This window comes from Paenarthrobacter sp. 2TAF44, from assembly GCF_052114885.1.
Taxonomy (GTDB): domain Bacteria; phylum Actinomycetota; class Actinomycetes; order Actinomycetales; family Micrococcaceae; genus Arthrobacter.
This window is the reverse complement of the sequence record NZ_JBFRFP010000011.1, coordinates 1-17,583: the sequence shown is the minus strand read 5'-3', so window position 1 is coordinate 17,583 and position 17,583 is coordinate 1. Positions and strand designations below refer to the sequence as shown.

The following is a 17,583-nucleotide window of genomic DNA, read 5'->3' as shown; positions in this document are numbered from 1 at the left end:
AGGAGAACAGCTCAAGCCTCATTTTCGTCTCATCCCGCGACGTGATCCCTCATGGGGACCGTCAGTACTATTTTTCCCCACGATGCTGTGAGGATCTGCTCGTTTCGCTCAGCAGCCTCCATCCACGGTACGAGCTCTGGACCGCAGCCATCCCTGCAGGAGCTCCGGGGCCTTTCTCTCAAAAAGTTTTCGCATTTTGCGACATGAACTATTCCTATCCTGCACTCCTTTGACTGGAGACCGACCTTGCCGGACGCAATCGGTCAGTCTCCGCAACATATGTTTGGCCGTCGGCTGTGGGGTCTGTCGGTCACTGTTCATTGGAGAGAATCCCTTGAAGTATCTGCTTGGGAAAATTACTGCCTTCGTTACCGTGTTAATGGTTGTTTTTGGCGCACTTTTATTGGGGGTGCTCCACCCGACTGCACCAGCTCACGCTTACGAAGTAGCAACCAACCAGGCGAACGTCACCGGTGGGGCGGCCATTTTGACGATGCCGGGATCCGGTCTCACGGCCACCTATGATCAATCCGGACTGACTGACCTCGTGGGGCAGACAACGATGGGCAGCCGTGGATATGTGGCCTCTGATTACTCACAAAACATCGGAACCGGGACCCCGGCTGTTGAATTCGCAACCAACGCAGTCAACAATTGCGGGGCAACCGGCCCCTGTAGCGGCTTGGGGACTGTCACCATAGCTTTCAGCCAGCCGGTGCGGAATCCTGTGCTCAACATCGCCGGCCTCGGTGGAAACGTGAACGCCTACGGAAACAAGAAAGGACCTGTCGACAAACAGTCCCAGCTCCATGCCGTGTTGAATCTCGCAACCACGGGGTTGACAATGACCAAGCTTTCCGGCGGAAACCTCAGTGTGTCCGGAAATGCCATTACGGCTACCAACGACAACGCGGGTACCCAGTGCAACACGACAGTCCAAGGGAACGATCCCCAGCCTGTCAACGCACAAGCGACTGCAGCCTGTGGGGCTGTACGGATCAACGGAATCGTCACCTCTCTGACCTTCAATATCACCGCGGTCTTCGTGCAGACCACCAGCGCGCTTCCGCCATACACCACCAATGACGTCCAGGATCCGGACCACAACCAGGACAACTACGTTATCGCGATGACCGTCCCGCAGGATTTCGGTGATGCCCCGGCCACTTATGACCAAAGCAACGCGGCCTGGGCCGTTCTGTCCGATGTGACGCTTGGGCCGAACGTCACTGAGGACAACGCGACGGTGGCCAACGGCACCGCCTCCCCGAACGCGGGTTCGACGGCGGCCCAGGACCTGATGGACGACGGCGTGACGCTCGCACCGATGACGCAGGGCGCCACGAGCTACTCCACAACGGTCGCAATCAGTGGAGCCAGCAAGCCCGGTAGGACCTGTGCGTGGATTGATTTTAACAAGAACGGGAAATTCGACAACCCGGCCGAGCAGGCCTGCGCCTCCTTCCAGCCCGGAGCCACGACCGCGACACTGACCTGGACGGTCCCTGCGGGGGTGACGGCCGGGACAACGTATGCGCGGTTCCGGATCGGTTATACGGCCGCCCAGATCGAGTCTCCGATCGGTGGATCCAATTCCGGCGAGGTGGAAGATTACATCTTCACGATCGCTGCCGCTGCTCCGGCGATCACGTTGGTGAAGACGGTGAACAAGACCACGCTGGTGGCCGGTGAAACGGCCACGTACACGTTCGTGGCGAAAAACACGGGCAACGTGATACTTACCGGAGTCGTGATCAGCGAGACCCAGTTCTCCGGAACGGGCACGATGTCGCCCTTGTCCTATACCTGGCCGGCCCTTCCGGGCATCCTTTTGCCGGGGCAGTCCGTGACCGCGACCGCGACCTATGTGGTCACGACGAGCGATGTCACCACGGGGTTGCTGACCAACACGGCAAAGGTCACCGGGAACCCGCCCCTGGGCTTGCCCGTCACGGCAATCGATGACGCGCAGGTCACCGCACCGCCGGCGTGGAAGATCAAAAAGACCGCCACGGCCAACGGGGCTGTTCCGGCGAACGGATCCGTCAGCCCGGGGCAGACCATCGTGTACACGGTCACGGCGACCAGTATCAGCGGCACCATCACCGGGGTTGTGCTGAAGGACAACCTGGGGGAGGTCCTGGATGACGCGACGTTCGTTTCCGGGTCAGCGTCCCTGGTGATCGGTACGGGATCACCGGTGGCGGTAGCCAACCCGGTGCCGCCCTCCACCCTGCTGACCACCGCAGCGTTCACCCTGCCCGCCGGGCAGACCGCCACCTTGAAATACAGCGTCGTGGTCAAGACCGGGGCGTGGAACAAGGAGCTTGTCAACATGGTGACGGGCACGGCGACCACCACCCCGCCCCAGACGTGCGCACCAGGTTCCAGCGGGCCGGGACCTGACTGCACCACCACCCACCGCACCCCGGCCAAGGTGTTGATCGAGAAGATCGGCGAGTCCTCCGGAGGGACCTGGGTGCCGATGGCCGGCTCCACCTGGGCGGTGCACGTCGACAATAACGGCGCACCCGGCGCCGTCCTGGCCAGCCCGGTCGTCACCGCCGTAGCCGGGCAAACCGGCCGGTTCCAACTCGAAGGAATCCAGCCCGGAACGTACTGGCTCGAAGAAACCAAGGCCCCGGCCGGGTTCAACCTGCTCGCCGAACCGGTGAAATTCACCATCGCAGCCACCGGTGCCGTGACCCTGGGTCAAGGCTCCGCGGGTCAAGGGTCCGGTGCCGGGGTGGTGACCAGCACCGACGCGGACGGGGACGGGATTTTCCTCCTCACGGTCCGGGACGTGCCGGCACTGGAGATGCCCGAGTCCGGCGGGATCGGCTGGTGGCCCTTCACCACCACCGGATCAGCCCTGCTGATCGGCGCTCTTGCACTGGCCCTGGCCGCCAACCGCCGCAAACGCCAGCCCCTTGCTTGCTAAAGAAGAATTCCCGTGCCCTGCGTGCGTGTTTGCGGGGCGGGGGCAGCGAATGTTCATTTCCGAGCATCAGCACCACCACCAGAAACCATCACGATGAAAGAGGAATACACAGTGAGTAATCACCACACCGGGCGGGTTTGGAAGACCGCCGCCGCCACGATCGCCGGGGCGGTGTTGGCGATGTCCTTCTCCGTGGCCCCGGCTTCGGCCGCACCGTTGGTTGATGGGGACCAGACCGGTTCCATCACGGTCCACAAGTTCGAACGTCCCGCTACTCCGACGGGCCTGCCGAACAACGGCACGTCCGTGGACACCACCGGCCTGACACCGTTGGCCGGTATCGAGTTCACGATCCAGCAGGTCAACACCATTGACCTGTCCACCAACGCCGGCTGGGACGCCGCGCACAACCTCTCGGGCGTGTTCGCCCCGGCCAACCCGGCGGGCTCGATCACCGGTGCCGGCTACACCCTGGGCGCTGCCCAGGCGAAAACCACCGACGCTGCCGGGACCGCCGGTTTCACCGCACTGCCGGTGGGCCTGTACCTGGTGACCGAAACGAACTACCCGGCCGGTGTGACGCCGTCGGCCCCGTTCCTGGTGTCCGTGCCGTTGACGGACCCGGATAACAAGGACAACTGGATCTACGACGTCCACGTCTACCCGAAGAACTCCGTTGCGGGGGCCGAGAAGACCGTCACGGACGCCCCTGACGTCAAACTCGGGGACCAGATCGACTTCACCATCACCGGTGACATCCCGAACGAAGCCGTCATCGATGGCTACAAGATCGTGGACGTCCTGGACCCGAAACTGACCTACGTCGGCGCGTCCGCGACCCTCGTTGACGGCACCCCGATCACGGCCGGCACGGACTACACCGTGAGCTTCGACGCCGCGACCAACACCGTCTCGGTCATCTTCACTACCGCCGGCCGGGCCAAACTGGCTGCCCACACCGACACCCGGGTGCAGGTCATGGTCAACACCAAGGTCAACACCATCGGTGAGATCGAAAACGAAGCCCTCGTTTACCCGAACGCTTCCAGCTTCACCGTTGCACCGGGCCAGCCCGGCGGCCCGATCGTCACGCCCCCGGTCGTGACCAAGTGGGGCGAAATGACGCTGCAGAAGGTCAACGAGAACGGTGCAGCCCTTGCCGGCGCCGCGTTCTCCGTCTACACCAACGAAGCCGACGCGAAGGCCGGCACGAACCCGGTGGACCTCAACGGCCAGACGGTCTTCACCGTCGCCGCTGACGGCACCCTGACGATCTCGGGCCTGCGGTACTCCGACTGGGCCAACGGCGCAGCCGTGGCACCCGGAACCCCGGACTACCGCACGTACTACCTGGTAGAGACCACCGCCCCGACAGGCTATGAACTGCTCGCCGAGCCGGTGTCCTTCCTGATCAACGCCGCCAGCACCACGGTCGGTATCGACCTTGAAGTGAAGAACATCCCCTCCAACAGCGGCTTCCAGCTGCCGCTGACCGGTGGCGTCGGAACCGGCATTCTCTACGCAGCCGGTGCCCTCCTCGTCGTCGGCGCGGCCCTGATGTTCGTCCGCAACCGCCGCACCAGCAACAACTAACACCAACACCAACCAACACCAGCAACAGCACCACAGCTGGTAAGCAACACTGCGGGGGCCGCTACCCGGGGCCCCCGCAGTGACCCCAAGTGGGGAAGAACGCCAACCACGCGCTCTTCCCCACTTGCATTCCCCACCGGAACCGCCGAGTCTCAAGCCGGTGATGACCAATTGCATCGCCGTGAGCGCAAGGTTTCTACGGAAATGGAATCCGGCGAGCCACACGTCGATGAAGACGGCTCCTGTACGTTCACGAATGATTCCCCATTCATCTATTAGTCACGGCTCGTGAATAGTGGACATGGCCGAGGAAATTGCATGAGAATTGAACCCAACGCTTGATACGGCCGAAAGGTTGTCGCTAGGTCCATCGCGCGAACAGCTCTTATCGGAATACGTTCATATGGAAATGAATCTGCTTGGATTCTTACCAGCTGATGAACGCCCTTCTTGGTATGATGGCGGAGATCTTTAAGGCTGATTGCCGCCGCATAGCCTCAGAAGTGGCACGTGGCTCAACTAGTGGAGATGGTCAGTAAAAGGGGGAAACCAAATGAGCACGTCGCCTGTTGTACGTCATTCGTTGTCCACACAAACCCGATGGGTCGCTTTAGCACTTGCCCTGATGGAAGTTTTTGTTGTCATTGTCGTGGGTGCTTTTTCATCGCCCGGCGGACTTCAGTTGATTTCCGCCCTGGCCTTCATCCCTGTGGCTATCTTGCTTGGACTGGTCGTGCAAGGAAAGTTCCCTTCGTCAAAGCGGCCGTGGGCCTACAGCCTGACTCCGATCGCTGGTGCGCTTGTCGTGGTGACCGTTCTTTTGGGTACGGTCCTTTTTGCCGGAGCTATGGCTTGGTGGATAGCAGGCGCAGTTCTGTGTGCGCTTCCGTTTCTTGCCTTCTTCCGGTTCGTCGCCGTCGAGGGGGAGTAAGTACCTTTTCCCGGGTGTGTGCGTTCAGCACTGAGTACAAGCCTGATTCGGGCACCTACAGGGGCCTATCGCGAAGTTCATAACTGCGCGCCCGCTGATCGATCCATCGCTTGGACTGATAAGACTCAGTCCGGACGGGTTTTTCTTTCTCAGGACACCGTTGGAGCATTCGGCGTCACAAAAATGCCCGCCAGCGCACACCATCAACATGAATGCATCAACAGAAGCTGAAGACTCCAAGGTACTCCTGAAGGACTTGGCCACAACGTCGCCCATCCTCGCGGCTAAGCTCGCCCGCCTGCCGGCTGAACAAGCGGCCATGATTTTTGGGGAAAAGCCCGCTGAAGGCGGTATATGCACAGGCACGTCTGGCGGCTGAGGGGAATTCTGTCGGTGCTCTGTGTCAGAGTCTTTATATGACTGCTCCACTTCTTGCCCACGCTACCGACTACGGACGTATGTACGCCCGCTCCACAACAGAGCAATTCTCTGTCCCCTCCATCACCACGGTGATAGGGCAGCAGGCGCACTCCCTGGACGGTTGGTTCAGTTATATGGGAGCAAGCAGCTTGGCCGCAGATCCCGAACTCCCCGCCTTGCTTGGCAGCCCGGCAAGGATCCGGCAGGCGGTCAATAAGGCCTCCAAGGCTGCTGAGGCCTACAGGGACCATGCTGCGGCAAGGGGCGATCGCGTCCACAACTACTGTGAGCAGGTAGCCCTTCGCGCCCTGGGTCGTCCGCATCGGATGCAGGAATGCCGCGATGAGCTTGCTTCACACGGTGAACAGGCCTTTGCAGCGCGCTTCGACGAATGGTGGGAACTGTACAGAGTGGAGCCGCTTGCTCCGGAAATCACTGTCTGGAACAAGACCGTTGGCTATGCCGGCACCCTGGACCTCGTTGCGCGGATTAACGGGCGCATCTGCCTGATCGATTACAAGACCAAGGGCACCACACGCGATGGCACTGTTAAGGCCCTCGACGACAAAGTCGTGATGCAACTTGTGGCGGGGATGAAAGCGGAAGAGAGCCTCGTGGACCCCGTAGCGGGGGAGTGGGAGGCATGGAAGTTTGGCGAGAACCCTATGTTGTTGGCGGTAGCCATCGGAGAGACCGAAGTGCGGCCCCAGCGAGCCAACCCGGATGTCCTGAAGCACCATTGGTGGAAGTTCTGCGCCCTGAGGCGCGTCTGGGAGATGTCAGCTGATGTTACTGCGGCCGGTCAGGCGCTCATGCCCGTCCCACCGCCGTCGTTCGTTTCACCGTCGTTTGAGTCGGCGTCGCTGGTGCCTGCCGGCGCTGGGACTGGGGACAGCGGCAGCAGCCTGCACTCAACTAAACTGGCTTAGGCTCCGCAACAGCCGGACCAGAGTGTGACGATCGTGAGGACTGACAGCAGATGGCAATTTTGAGTATCCGAATCATTGGGGATCCGGTGTTGCGCACCGTAGCCGATCCCGTCACTGAATTCGGTCCGGAGCTCGCCAAGCTGGTAGCAGACATGATGGAAACCATGGAGGACGTGGAAGGCGCAGGCCTCGCCGCACCCCAGGTGGGCGTCAGTAAGCGAGTCTTCACCTATCGCATTGATGGTGTAGAAGGACACATCATCAACCCGGTCCTGGAAAACAGCGATGACTTCCAACCGGACGAAGTTGAGGGCTGCCTCTCTATTCCCGGCCTTGGTTTCCCCGTGCGCCGTCACCGCGCAACGCACGCCACCGGCGTGGATCTGAATGGCAATCCAGTATCGGTTGAAGCGGAGGGAATGCTGGCACGTTGCTTCCAGCACGAGACCGATCACCTTGACGGCGTCCTTTTCACGGACAGGCTTGAGGGCGAAGACCGAAAAGCTGCGCTGCGTGCCATCCGAAACGCCAACTACCACGCCGTGACTGAGCAGACCACATCCAAGCGGGCAAGCTCTGTTGGTTCCAGCTTTGGTGGCGGCAGTTTCGGGGCTCCCGAGTGAGGGTCCTCTTTGCAGGAACCCCGGCTGTTGCCGTCCCATCCTTGGACGCCTTGGTGAAGGCCGGGTTCGACGTCGTTGCAGTCCTGACCCGCCCGGACGCACCGTTGGGACGCAAACGGGTCCTGACACCTTCACCGGTTGCCGCCCGAGCAGAGGAACTTGGCATCGAGGTCATTCGCGCTGCCAAAGTGGATGCTGACACTACGGCTCGAATTGCTGAAATTGCTCCGGATGTAGCCGCCATCGTGGCTTATGGGGGAATCGTTCCCCGCGCTGCCCTGGGCGTTCCCCGGCATGGCTGGGTCAATCTCCACTTTTCGCTTCTTCCCGCGTGGCGTGGTGCGGCTCCCGTTCAGCGCTCCATCATCGCGGGTGACGACGTCACGGGAGCCGCTACCTTCCAACTGGAAGAAGGGCTGGACACCGGCCCTGTGTTTGGCACGCTAACCGAAACCGTGCGGCCGGATGACACTGCTGACGATCTTCTCGAGCGTCTTTCCCTGAGTGGCGCCGTCCTCCTCAGCCAGACGCTGTCCGCCATCGACGCCGGTCAGGCGGCGCCGCAGCCGCAGACGGGCGAGGTATCCCTGGCCCCCAAGCTGTCGCTCGAGGATGGACGGTTGGACTGGCAGCAGCCGGCCCTTGCCCTGAATCGAAGGGCGCGCGGCGTTACGCCCGAGCCCGGCGCGTGGACAACGTTGGAGGGGCAAAGGATCAAGCTTGAACCCGTCGCACTCCGACCCGATGTCAAGGACATTGCTCCTGGAGCCATCCGCGTTGATGGAAAGACCGTGCTGGTAGGGACTGGTTCCCACGCCGTGGAACTGGGGCGGATTCAACCCGCCGGCAAAAAGATGATGTCGCCGGCCGACTGGGCCCGCGGCTTGGCTGCACCTGAGAAAGTGGTATTCGAATGAGTGAGTCCGGCCGGCGAGGCCCCAACAACAGCGGGAGCCGGGACGGTGGCGGACACGCCGATCGTGGAGGCCGCAGCGACAGCAAGCGCAATGCCCAGGGCAGGGAACGAAACAGGGGGCCCCAGAGGGGCTACTCCAATAACGCCCCATCGCAGCGGACGCGCCGCGCTGATCCTGCACGCCTGGTAGCTTACGAAGTCCTCCGTGCCGTCGCATCGGAAGACGCGTACGCGAATCTTGTCCTTCCCGCCAGAATCCGTGAGCACCGCCTGGACCGCCGCGACGCTGGTTTTGCCACCGAGCTGAGCTACGGTGCCTTGCGAGGGCAGGGCACGTACGATGCCATCCTGGCCCGCTGCGTTGACCGCCCCCTCGAGCAACTTGACCCCGCGATCCTGGATGCCTTGCGCATCGGCGCGCATCAGCTGCTCTCCATGCGTGTTCCGGCCCATGCTGCGCTGGACCAAACCGTGGGCCTGGCCCGCGCGGTCATCGGCGCCGGGCCGTCTGCGCTCATCAACGCTGTTCTCCGTAAAGTCACGGCGCACACCATGACCGAGTGGCTGGACATTCTGCTGGAGCAGGAGACTGACGAGACCAAGATTGCTGCATTGCGGCACGCGCACCCGGAATGGATCGTCCGCGCATTGCGCCAGTCGTTGGTGAACCATGGGAGATCCAAAACCGAGATTGACGCCCTGCTGGAGGCAGACAACGCAGCGCCTGTGGTTAATCTGGTTGCCCTGCCTGGGCTGGGTAACCTGGAGGAAGCCTTCGAGAACGGGGCTACAGCCGGAGAGCTCGTAGAGGACTCCGCGCTGTCGGCCGGAGGCGACCTTGGCCGGCTCGAGTCCGTCCGAAAGGGCACTACCCGTGTTCAGGATGTTGGCTCCCAACTCGTGGCCCGCGCCGTTGCAAGCGTCGATCTCGGCGCCCCTGCCCGGGAAGGAGAGCGCTGGCTGGACTTGTGCGCAGGTCCGGGAGGCAAAGCTGCATTGCTTGCCGCTTTGGCTCACCGCGATGGCGCCACCTTGCTGGCCAACGAGCCCGCCCCGCACCGCGCCAAGCTGGTCCAGCAGGCGCTGTCTGCGGTGCCTGGCGAATCCTGGACGGTGCGGACCGGTGATGGCCGGGAGGTTGGTGGCGAACAGCCCGACTCCTTTGACCGCGTATTGGTGGACGTTCCCTGCAGTGGTCTTGGTGCCCTGCGCAGGCGTCCCGAATCGCGCTGGCGCCGTGCACCCAAGGACATCGCGGACCTTGGTCCACTGCAGCGTGAACTGCTGACGTCGGCCATCGACGCCGTCAAGCCCGGTGGCGTGGTGGCGTACGTGACGTGTTCACCCCACCCGGCGGAAACAACAGCCGTTGTGGGTGACGTCATGGGAAAGCGTGATGACCTTGAGATGCTCGACGCCGGTCAGGCGCTGGACGCTGTCAGCCTCACCGGTGGCCTCGGTGCCGGGCATGAGCTTACGGCCCAGCTTTGGCCGCACGTTCACCACACGGATGCCATGTTCATGGCGCTCATCCGCAAAAAGTCCTAGCTCCGCAAAAAGTCCTGGCCCGCCGCCACCCTCGCTTGAACTCAATCGATAAAACAACTGACCCAAAGGGGCTGCCTTGTCTCAGTGCTGTATCAACCCGAGCATCCTGTCCGCAGACTTCGTCAACCTTGAGGCGGAGCTGCAGCGGATCAGCAATGCCGATGCCGTCCACGTGGACGTCATGGACAACCACTTCGTTCCCAACCTGACGCTTGGCTTGCCGGTGGTACAGCGGATCCAAGCTGTCAGCCCGGTTCCCTTGGACGCGCACCTGATGATTTCAGACGCTGACCGGTGGGCACCTGCCTACGCGGATGCCGGTGTTGCCTCGGTGACGTTTCACGCCGAGGCTGCCATGGCGCCTATCAAGCTTGCCCGTGAGCTCCGGGCCCGAGGTTCAAAAGCGGGTATGGCATTGCGGCCTGCCACTCCCGTTGAGCCGTATCTTGACATGCTCAGTGAACTGGACATGCTCCTGATCATGACGGTTGAGCCGGGCTTTGGTGGCCAGTCCTTCCTGGATATCACCTTGCCCAAGATCCGCCGCGCCCGCGTAGCAATTGAAGGATCCGGAATCGGCGTGGCCATCCAGGTGGATGGCGGGATCACTGAGGAAACCATCCTCCGCGCCGCTGAGGCAGGCGCGAATGTGTTCGTGGCAGGCTCAGCCGTGTACGGGGACCAAGACCCCGCGGCGGCAATTGATCGGCTCCGCGCCGCCGGATCCAAGGCCGCAATGGCGGGTGGCTCGGCGAAACCGTGACGACCGTCATCAGATGTTACGAAGATTGCAGGGAATAGCTCAGGTATCTTCGCAGTTGTGGCAGAATAGCAACACACATACGTGCTCCGGGGTCGGTGTAAGTCCGAACCGGCGGTTATAGTCCGCGACCCGCGCGCCTTGGAATCCAAGTAATTGGAAGCCGCTGGCAAACGGTTGAACCGGTGGAATTCCGGTACCGACAGTTAAAGTCTGGATGGGAGAAGCACGTACAGTCATGCTGTGTGCGTCCTTAGGGATGCCGCGCAGTTCGCTGTCGTACACCCCCGGAGCCATCGCGGCTTACTGGGAAGGAACGGCATGGACTTTCTGCGATGGCTCTTCGAAGCACAGATTCCCGTTGGAGGATCTGCGCTTGTTTTACGCGAAGTGCTTGGCAACATCTTTGGGCTCGCCAGCGCCCTCGGCGGAATGCGCCGCAAAGTCTGGGCATGGCCTATAGGCATCGTGGGGAATATCCTCCTGCTGACGGTCTTCCTCGGTAACGTTTTCGGCGCGGCCGCCCCCGCGACGCTATGGGGACAGGCCGCACGGCAGATCATGTTCATAGCCGTCGCCGTCTACGGTTGGTACCGCTGGCAACAAGGGCGGCAGGCCAGCACCCAGGGACGCGCAATCCTTCCGGGCTGGGCCAGTAACAAGGTCCGCATAGCCCTCATCGGGGCAATGGTGGCAGGAACGGCCGCCCTGACTCCGCTTTTCGACGCGCTGGGTTCCTACCCGCCCGTGTGGGCTGATGCCTGGACGTTCACGGGTTCCCTGCTGGCCACCTACGGTATGGCCCGGGGATGGACGGAGTTCTGGCTCATCTGGGTAGCCGTGGACATAGTTGGCGTCCCATTGCTCTTCAGCGCCGGATACTACGCGAGTGCCGTCATGTACCTCTTCTATGGCTTCTTTACGTTGACCGGTTTCTTCGTGTGGTGGCGTGCAGAGAAGCGTGAACGTGCCTCGGCCGGCCCCGCTCCTGCTGTTGTGGGGGTTGCTCCGTGACTCTGAAACCCAAATTCTTCAGTACCGCCGAGACAGCGGCCATGGATGTGGCACTTGCAGCCGCCTTGGGCGGGCCGCGTGGAGCCAACCCCTTGGTGGGCGCCGTTGTGCTCAGCGCCGGGGGCGAACAACTCGCCGTCGGCTACCATCGGGGGGCCGGCACAGCCCACGCCGAGGCAGATGCCATTCTTGAGGCACGCCGTCAGGGAGTGGACCTTGCAGGAACCACCATGGTGGTCACCCTGGAGCCCTGCAACCATGTGGGCCGTACCGGTCCCTGCGCACAGGCCATCATTGAGGCCGGAATCTCCAGGGTGATTTACGCCGTCGACGATCCCCACGATCCCGCCGCGGGCGGCGCCCGCACGTTGAAAGCAGCGGGAGTCGACGTCGAATCCGGGCTCGCCGCCGACAAGGCGTTTGACCTCAATCGCGAATGGTTCGACGCCGTCGCAACCAAACGTCCGTTCGTCACGTTGCACATTGCCCAGACGCTGGACAGCCGCATCGCCGCCGTGGACGGTACCAGCCAATGGATCTCCAGTCCTGAGTCCCTCGCGGACAACCATGCGTTGCGGGGACTCATCGACGCGATCCTGGTGGGCACAGGCACGGTACTTATCGACAACCCCCGGCTTACGGCCCGGGCATCCGACGGTAGCCTGGCTCAGCGCCAGCCGCTCCGCGCCGTCATGGGTTTGAGGGACGTTCCCCAAGACGCGGCGGTACGCGGAACCGATGGCCTTTTTGTGCACCTGCAAAGCAGGGACCCGGCGGAAGCGCTCAGCCAACTGTTCCACCAAGGCGTCAGGCACGTCATGGTGGAAGGCGGATCCAGCATCCTCAGTACGTTCCTTGCTGCTGGCTTGGTGGACGAACTGATCGTCTATCTTGCTCCCACCCTTTTGGGGTCCGGAACGCCCGCTCTGAACGACCTCGGCATTACCACCTTGGCCGATGCCCAGCAATGGGCCTGGGACGATGCCGGTGGCGGGGCTGTACAGACCCTGGGCAACGACCTTCGGCTGCATTTGCGGTCAATGAGATCGGCAACCAATACAGCACCAGCCAGCACCACCACGAATTCCATTCCGCGCAGTGAAGCTGCGGAATACTTCACAGGAGGACACTAAATGTTTACCGGAATCGTTGCCGAACAGGGCACCGTCCTGGGTATTGACCGCGACGGCGATGATAGCGCGACGCTGCGGCTGAAAGCCCCGACCACCACAGAAGGTCTCCCGTTGGGAGGATCCATCGCAGTCAATGGAGTCTGCCTCACCGCCACTCAGATTGACGGGCAGGATTTCAGCGTCGACGTCATGGGGGAGACCCTGGTCCGCACCACCATCGGCGAGTTGGCCGCGGGCGATACGGTGAACCTTGAACGCTGCGTCCCTGCGGGTGGGCGCCTCGACGGCCATGTGGTCCAAGGACATGTTGACGGCGTGGGTGAGCTGCTGGAACGTGAGCCGCTGGGCAACTGGGACCGTTTGCGGTTTGGCGTCCCTGGTCCGCTGGCACGGTACATTGCCGAGAAGGGGTCGATCGCCGTCGACGGTGTTTCGCTGACCGTGACGGCCGTGAGCCCAGCCGCTGAAGCGGCTCCCTGGTTCGAAGTAGGGCTTATCCCTACGACTCTGGAGGAGACAGGCCTGGGGGCTAAGCCGGTTGGTGCCCGGGTGAACCTGGAAGTGGACGTGCTTGCGAAGTACACCGAAAGGCTCCTGTCCTTCGCTCCGCAGGGCTCCCCGGCGCACCGCGCGGGCGAGTCAGCTGGAAACAAGGAGGCTGCGCGATGAGCACCCCGACCAAGACTGTCTCGACGGCGACGGATCGTACAGGTCTGGATCCTGTGGAAGCTGCGATCGCGGCGATGGCTGCCGGCCAGGCAGTCATCGTGGTGGACAACGAAGACCGCGAGAACGAAGGCGACATCATTTTCGCTGCCGAACACGCCACGCCCGCCCTCATGGGGTGGACCATCCGGTATTCATCGGGCGTCATTTGCGTTCCGCTTGAAGCGGAACGTGCAGATGCCCTTGCGCTTCCGCCCATGGTGGCAGTCAATGAGGACGCCAAAGGTACTGCCTACACTGTTTCCTGCGACGCGGCCATCGGAGTGAGCACTGGTATCTCGGCTACGGACCGCGCATTGACGGCCCGGATCCTCTCCGATCCGCAGAGCACTCCAGCGGCGATTACGCGCCCCGGGCATATTTTCCCGCTTCGGGCGGTTAAGGGGGGAGTGCGTGAACGTCCGGGACACACGGAAGCAGCCGTGGACCTGTGTCGGCTTGCCGGGCTTGCTCCGGTGGGCGTGATCGCTGAGTTGGTACATGACGATGGTGAAATGATGCGCCTGGACAGTCTGCGTGATTTTGCCGCCGAACATGGATGCCCCCTCATCTCCATTGAGGATCTGGTGGCATACGTTGACGCGGTAGAGTCCCAGACGGCACACGTTTCAGTGGCAGACGAGGAGAAGCGATGACCGCACCGACAACGCGCAGCAGCGGCGACACCGAGCCCACACCCCACCCGGTGAGCGGCGGCCCGATTGTCCAGCTGCCCACAGCCTTTGGGGACTTTGTAGCCCAGGCCTGGACGGACCACGTTACGGGCGTGGAACACCTTGCCGTGAGTTCCCCCAACCCGCCTAAGGATGGCCAGGCACCACTGGTGCGCCTGCACTCCGAATGCCTCACTGGCGACGTCTTCGGATCTTATCGTTGCGATTGCGGCGAGCAATTGGCCTTTGCCCTGGAACTCATCCACGCTGAGGGTGGAACGCTGTTGTACTTGCGCGGCCAGGAAGGGCGCGGCATTGGCCTCGCCAACAAGATCAAGGCCTACGCGCTGCAGGAAGCCGGTTTCGATACCGTCGAGGCCAACGAACAGCTGGGCCTGCCGGTAGACGCACGCTCCTATGGTGCCGCGGGTCAGATCCTGGCCGAGATGGGCCTGCATGAGGTCCGGTTGCTCAGCAACAATCCGGACAAGCAGAACCGGCTGGCCGAGGCTGGCGTCTCGGTGGTGGAAATGGTTCCCACGGAAGTTCCTTCGCGCGAACAGAACCTTCGCTATTTGCAGACCAAGAAAGACCGGATGGATCACCGCCTGACGCTCGAAACCGAGACCGTCGGCAACGGAAAGACACCGTCCCGAAGCCCCTTTGACCACGAACAAGACTGAACGGAATTCCAGCAAACAATGAGCGGACACGGCGCACCCACCATCGACCTCACCACCCTCAAGCCCGAGGAAACCTCGCAGCTCAAGCTCGCCATTGTGGCAGCCAGCTGGCACACCCAGATCATGGATGGACTGGTTGATGGCGCACTCCGCGCAGCCAAGGAAGCCGGCATCGCCGAGCCCACCCTTCTGCGCGTCCCCGGCAGCTTCGAACTCCCGGTTGCCGCGGCCCGGCTCGCACCGCACTTCGACGCCGTCGTGGCCCTTGGTGTTGTTATCCGCGGCGGGACGCCGCACTTTGAGTACGTATGCCAGGCCGCGACGTCGGGACTCACCGACGTCAGCGTCCGCACGGGCGTTCCCGTCGGGTTCGGCGTCTTGACCTGCGATACGGAACAGCAGGGCTTGGACCGCGCTGGCCTCCCGGGCTCCAACGAAGACAAGGGACACGAGGCAGTCACCGCGGCCCTTGCCACGGCAGTGACGCTGAAGCAGTACAGCTGACACTGGGACAGCAAGCGTCGAAGGGGATGTGGGTGTGTCTTCACTCACATCCCCTTCGTCATGCAAGGCCCCAACAAGCGGTGCCAGCCCCGAAGCAAGTAGTCTGTAGGGCGTGAAGAATTTCGAGACGCTGTTCGCAGAACTGAGTGAGAAAGCAGCGACCCGCCCGGCAGGCTCGCGTACGGTTGCCGAACTGGACTCCGGAATCCACGGCATCGGTAAGAAAGTGGTCGAAGAGGCCGCCGAAGTCTGGATGGCCGCCGAGTACGAATCCGATGAAGCCGCTGCCGAGGAAATCTCCCAGTTGCTGTACCACCTGCAGGTCCTCATGCTCGCCAAGGGCCTCAGCCTGGAAGACGTTTACAAGCATCTCTAGCCACGCCACTTCGCATTCCTCAAGCGAAGCCAGCTGCGTGGCCGAAGTGCCTGAAAACCTCCATTCCAAACAGAAAGTCTCCCCCATGCTCCGTGTAGCAGTCCCCAACAAGGGATCCCTGTCAGACGCCGCCTCTGCAATGTTGTCCGAGGCCGGTTACCGCCAGCGCCGCGACACCCGCGAACTGGTCATGGTTGATCCCGACAATGACATTGAGTTCTTCTTCCTGCGCCCCCGCGACATCGCCGTGTATGTGGGCCAGGGAACCCTGGACGTCGGAATCACCGGACGCGACCTCTTGCTGGACGCAAAGGTGGAAGCCGAAGAACTCCTTCCCTTGGGCTTTGCCCCTTCCACCTTCCGTTTCGCCGGCCCCGTGGGTGACTTCACCGGCGTCGAACAGCTCGAAGGTAAGCGCCTCGCCACCAGTTACGACGGTCTCCTTCGTGACTATCTGGCGGATCGCGGCGTGAACGCCAAGGTGGTCCGACTGGACGGTGCCGTCGAGTCATCGGTGCGGCTCGGCGTCGCCGACGCCATTGCCGACGTCGTCGAGACGGGCAACACCCTCAAGGCAGCCGGGATGGAAATCTTCGGCGATCCCATTCTTAAGTCCGAGGCCGTGCTGATCAGGCGCACAGGCCCAGGTGGTGCCGCGAACGGCACTGCCAAGGAAATCGACGTTCTCATCCGTCGCCTGCAGGGCGTCCTCGTGGCGCGGCAGTATGTGCTGATGGATTACGACATCCGAAAGGACCTGGTGGAGGACGCAGCTGCGCTCACGCCCGGCCTTGAATCACCCACCGTTTCCCCGCTGCGGGACTCGGATTGGGTGGCCGTGCGGTCCATGGTTCCCAAGAAGGAAACCAACCGCATCATGGATGAGCTGTACGATCTTGGCGCCCGCGCCATCCTGGTCAGCAGCATCCACGCCTGCCGTATCTGACCGGACCGCCTGAGCAGCGCACAGCAGAATTCCTCAGCATCGCGCAGCAGAATTAAGGAGCAGCATATGGCTGTAGCCGTACGCGTCATTCCCTGCCTCGACGTCGATGCCGGCCGAGTGGTCAAAGGCGTCAACTTCGAAGGCCTGAGGGACGCCGGAGACCCCGTGGAACTGGCGCATCGCTACGACAATGGCGGCGCCGATGAACTCACGTTCCTCGACGTCACGGCATCATCGGGCAACCGCGAAACCACGTTCGACGTCGTTCGCCGCACCGCCGAGGAAGTCTTCATCCCGCTGACTGTGGGCGGCGGCGTCCGTGGCGTGGCGGAGGTGGATAAACTCCTGCGCTTCGGTGCTGACAAGGCATCGATCAACACCGCCGCTGTGGCCCGGCCGGAGGTCATCGATGAAATCACGCGCCACTTCGGCTCCCAGGTCCTGGTGCTCTCCGTGGATGCGCGCCGTACCCGCGAAGGCGACGCCCCGACGTCGTCCGGTTTTGAAGTCACCACACACGGCGGCCGGACCGGGACGGGAATCGACGCCATCGCCTGGGCCAAGGAAGCCGCGGACCGGGGTGTGGGAGAAATCCTTTTGAACTCGATCGACGCCGACGGCACCAAGGACGGATTCGACCTTGAACTGATCCGCCTTGTCCGTGGGGCGGTCAACATTCCGATCATCGCCTCCGGTGGTGCCGGGAAGCCTGCGCATTTCCCTCCAGCCGTCGAGGCCGGAGCCGACGCCGTGCTGGCAGCTTCGGTGTTCCACTTCGGTCCGGATGACATGATCGCCCAAGTCAAAGCGGCCATTCGCGAGGCTGGCTTCGAAGTCCGCTAACTCTTAAGCAACGCGGGGTCACTTTTGGCCCATCTCCGCAAGGA

18 protein-coding genes and 1 riboswitch are annotated in these 17,583 nt (G+C 62.4%); all 18 genes read left to right on the top strand.

Features of this window, described 5'->3' with window-relative positions:
• Positions 1 to 334: 334 nt before the first annotated feature.
• The 18 genes from AB4Z15_RS12050 (at position 335) to hisF (ending at position 17,539) form a co-directional block, all read left to right on the top strand.
• A complete protein-coding gene (locus AB4Z15_RS12050; RefSeq protein WP_442017464.1) occupies positions 335 to 2,941 on the top strand; it encodes a DUF7507 domain-containing protein in 2,607 nt (868 codons plus the stop codon).
• A gap of 111 nt (positions 2,942 to 3,052) precedes the next feature.
• On the top strand, positions 3,053 to 4,534 hold the full coding sequence (locus tag AB4Z15_RS12045) for a SpaH/EbpB family LPXTG-anchored major pilin (protein ID WP_442017463.1): 1,482 nt from the start codon (positions 3,053 to 3,055) through the stop codon (positions 4,532 to 4,534).
• 553 nt (positions 4,535 to 5,087) lie between these two features.
• Complete coding sequence (locus tag AB4Z15_RS12040; protein ID WP_442017462.1) at positions 5,088 to 5,465, top strand: hypothetical protein; 378 nt, start codon at positions 5,088 to 5,090, stop codon at positions 5,463 to 5,465.
• A 208-nt stretch (positions 5,466 to 5,673) separates the two neighbouring features.
• Complete coding sequence (locus AB4Z15_RS12035) at positions 5,674 to 5,844, top strand: hypothetical protein (RefSeq protein WP_442017461.1); 171 nt, start codon at positions 5,674 to 5,676, stop codon at positions 5,842 to 5,844.
• 37 nt (positions 5,845 to 5,881) lie between these two features.
• Complete coding sequence (locus AB4Z15_RS12030; protein ID WP_442017460.1) at positions 5,882 to 6,814, top strand: cytochrome; 933 nt, start codon at positions 5,882 to 5,884, stop codon at positions 6,812 to 6,814.
• Positions 6,815 to 6,864: 50 nt separating this feature from the next.
• The gene (gene def / locus AB4Z15_RS12025; RefSeq protein WP_442017459.1) at positions 6,865 to 7,437 is read left to right on the top strand and encodes a peptide deformylase; all 573 of its coding nucleotides are present in this window, start codon (positions 6,865 to 6,867) and stop codon (positions 7,435 to 7,437) included.
• Positions 7,434 to 8,354 carry a methionyl-tRNA formyltransferase gene (gene fmt / locus AB4Z15_RS12020; protein ID WP_442017458.1) on the top strand — a complete coding sequence of 307 codons (921 nt, stop codon included), beginning with the start codon at positions 7,434 to 7,436 and terminating at the stop codon, positions 8,352 to 8,354. Before def ends, fmt begins: the two co-directional genes overlap by 4 nt.
• Positions 8,351 to 9,901 carry an RsmB/NOP family class I SAM-dependent RNA methyltransferase gene (locus AB4Z15_RS12015; RefSeq protein WP_442017457.1) on the top strand — a complete coding sequence of 517 codons (1,551 nt, stop codon included), beginning with the start codon at positions 8,351 to 8,353 and terminating at the stop codon, positions 9,899 to 9,901. Before fmt ends, AB4Z15_RS12015 begins: the two co-directional genes overlap by 4 nt.
• A gap of 76 nt (positions 9,902 to 9,977) precedes the next feature.
• The gene (gene rpe / locus AB4Z15_RS12010; protein WP_442017456.1) at positions 9,978 to 10,664 is read left to right on the top strand and encodes a ribulose-phosphate 3-epimerase; all 687 of its coding nucleotides are present in this window, start codon (positions 9,978 to 9,980) and stop codon (positions 10,662 to 10,664) included.
• A 77-nt stretch (positions 10,665 to 10,741) separates the two neighbouring features.
• A riboswitch (FMN riboswitch) is annotated at positions 10,742 to 10,895 on the top strand.
• An 87-nt stretch (positions 10,896 to 10,982) separates the two neighbouring features.
• Positions 10,983 to 11,675 (top strand): nicotinamide riboside transporter PnuC, encoded by a 693-nt coding sequence (pnuC, locus tag AB4Z15_RS12005; protein WP_442017455.1) that lies wholly within the window; start codon positions 10,983 to 10,985, stop codon positions 11,673 to 11,675.
• Positions 11,676 to 11,716: 41 nt separating this feature from the next.
• A complete protein-coding gene (gene ribD, locus AB4Z15_RS12000) occupies positions 11,717 to 12,808 on the top strand; it encodes a bifunctional diaminohydroxyphosphoribosylaminopyrimidine deaminase/5-amino-6-(5-phosphoribosylamino)uracil reductase RibD (protein ID WP_442017620.1) in 1,092 nt (363 codons plus the stop codon).
• Positions 12,809 to 13,477 (top strand): riboflavin synthase, encoded by a 669-nt coding sequence (locus AB4Z15_RS11995; protein ID WP_442002989.1) that lies wholly within the window; start codon positions 12,809 to 12,811, stop codon positions 13,475 to 13,477.
• A complete protein-coding gene (gene ribB, locus AB4Z15_RS11990; RefSeq protein ID WP_442017454.1) occupies positions 13,474 to 14,169 on the top strand; it encodes a 3,4-dihydroxy-2-butanone-4-phosphate synthase in 696 nt (231 codons plus the stop codon). The genes AB4Z15_RS11995 and ribB overlap by 4 nt, the downstream gene beginning before the upstream one ends.
• Positions 14,166 to 14,870 (top strand): GTP cyclohydrolase II, encoded by a 705-nt coding sequence (gene ribA, locus AB4Z15_RS11985; protein ID WP_442017453.1) that lies wholly within the window; start codon positions 14,166 to 14,168, stop codon positions 14,868 to 14,870. The genes ribB and ribA overlap by 4 nt, the downstream gene beginning before the upstream one ends.
• 18 nt (positions 14,871 to 14,888) lie before the next feature.
• A complete protein-coding gene (ribH, locus tag AB4Z15_RS11980; protein ID WP_223948696.1) occupies positions 14,889 to 15,374 on the top strand; it encodes a 6,7-dimethyl-8-ribityllumazine synthase in 486 nt (161 codons plus the stop codon).
• Between the two features lie 112 nt (positions 15,375 to 15,486).
• Positions 15,487 to 15,750 carry a phosphoribosyl-ATP diphosphatase gene (locus AB4Z15_RS11975; RefSeq protein ID WP_018778638.1) on the top strand — a complete coding sequence of 88 codons (264 nt, stop codon included), beginning with the start codon at positions 15,487 to 15,489 and terminating at the stop codon, positions 15,748 to 15,750.
• Between the two features lie 85 nt (positions 15,751 to 15,835).
• Entirely contained in the window at positions 15,836 to 16,696 is an 861-nt protein-coding gene (gene hisG, locus AB4Z15_RS11970) for an ATP phosphoribosyltransferase (protein WP_442017452.1), read from the top strand.
• A gap of 66 nt (positions 16,697 to 16,762) precedes the next feature.
• Entirely contained in the window at positions 16,763 to 17,539 is a 777-nt protein-coding gene (gene hisF / locus AB4Z15_RS11965) for an imidazole glycerol phosphate synthase subunit HisF (RefSeq protein WP_216923206.1), read from the top strand.
• The last annotated feature ends 44 nt before the right edge of the window (positions 17,540 to 17,583 follow it).

Excerpts from the sequence above, each read along its gene's own strand:
- ribB (WP_442017454.1), top strand. The coding sequence starts at position 13,474 with ATGAGCACCCCGACCAAGACTGTCTCGACGGCGACGGATCGTACAGGT.
- pnuC (WP_442017455.1), top strand. The coding sequence starts at position 10,983 with ATGGACTTTCTGCGATGGCTCTTCGAAGCACAGATTCCCGTTGGAGGA.
- AB4Z15_RS12015 (WP_442017457.1), top strand. The coding sequence starts at position 8,351 with ATGAGTGAGTCCGGCCGGCGAGGCCCCAACAACAGCGGGAGCCGGGAC.
- hisF (WP_216923206.1), top strand. The coding sequence starts at position 16,763 with ATGGCTGTAGCCGTACGCGTCATTCCCTGCCTCGACGTCGATGCCGGC.
- AB4Z15_RS12035 (WP_442017461.1), top strand. The coding sequence starts at position 5,674 with ATGAATGCATCAACAGAAGCTGAAGACTCCAAGGTACTCCTGAAGGAC.
- ribA (WP_442017453.1), top strand. The coding sequence starts at position 14,166 with ATGACCGCACCGACAACGCGCAGCAGCGGCGACACCGAGCCCACACCC.
- AB4Z15_RS11995 (WP_442002989.1), top strand. The coding sequence starts at position 12,809 with ATGTTTACCGGAATCGTTGCCGAACAGGGCACCGTCCTGGGTATTGAC.
- ribD (WP_442017620.1), top strand. The coding sequence starts at position 11,717 with ATGGATGTGGCACTTGCAGCCGCCTTGGGCGGGCCGCGTGGAGCCAAC.
- hisG (WP_442017452.1), top strand. The coding sequence starts at position 15,836 with ATGCTCCGTGTAGCAGTCCCCAACAAGGGATCCCTGTCAGACGCCGCC.
- def (WP_442017459.1), top strand. The coding sequence starts at position 6,865 with ATGGCAATTTTGAGTATCCGAATCATTGGGGATCCGGTGTTGCGCACC.
- ribH (WP_223948696.1), top strand. The coding sequence starts at position 14,889 with ATGAGCGGACACGGCGCACCCACCATCGACCTCACCACCCTCAAGCCC.
- AB4Z15_RS12040 (WP_442017462.1), top strand. The coding sequence starts at position 5,088 with ATGAGCACGTCGCCTGTTGTACGTCATTCGTTGTCCACACAAACCCGA.
- AB4Z15_RS12030 (WP_442017460.1), top strand. The coding sequence starts at position 5,882 with ATGACTGCTCCACTTCTTGCCCACGCTACCGACTACGGACGTATGTAC.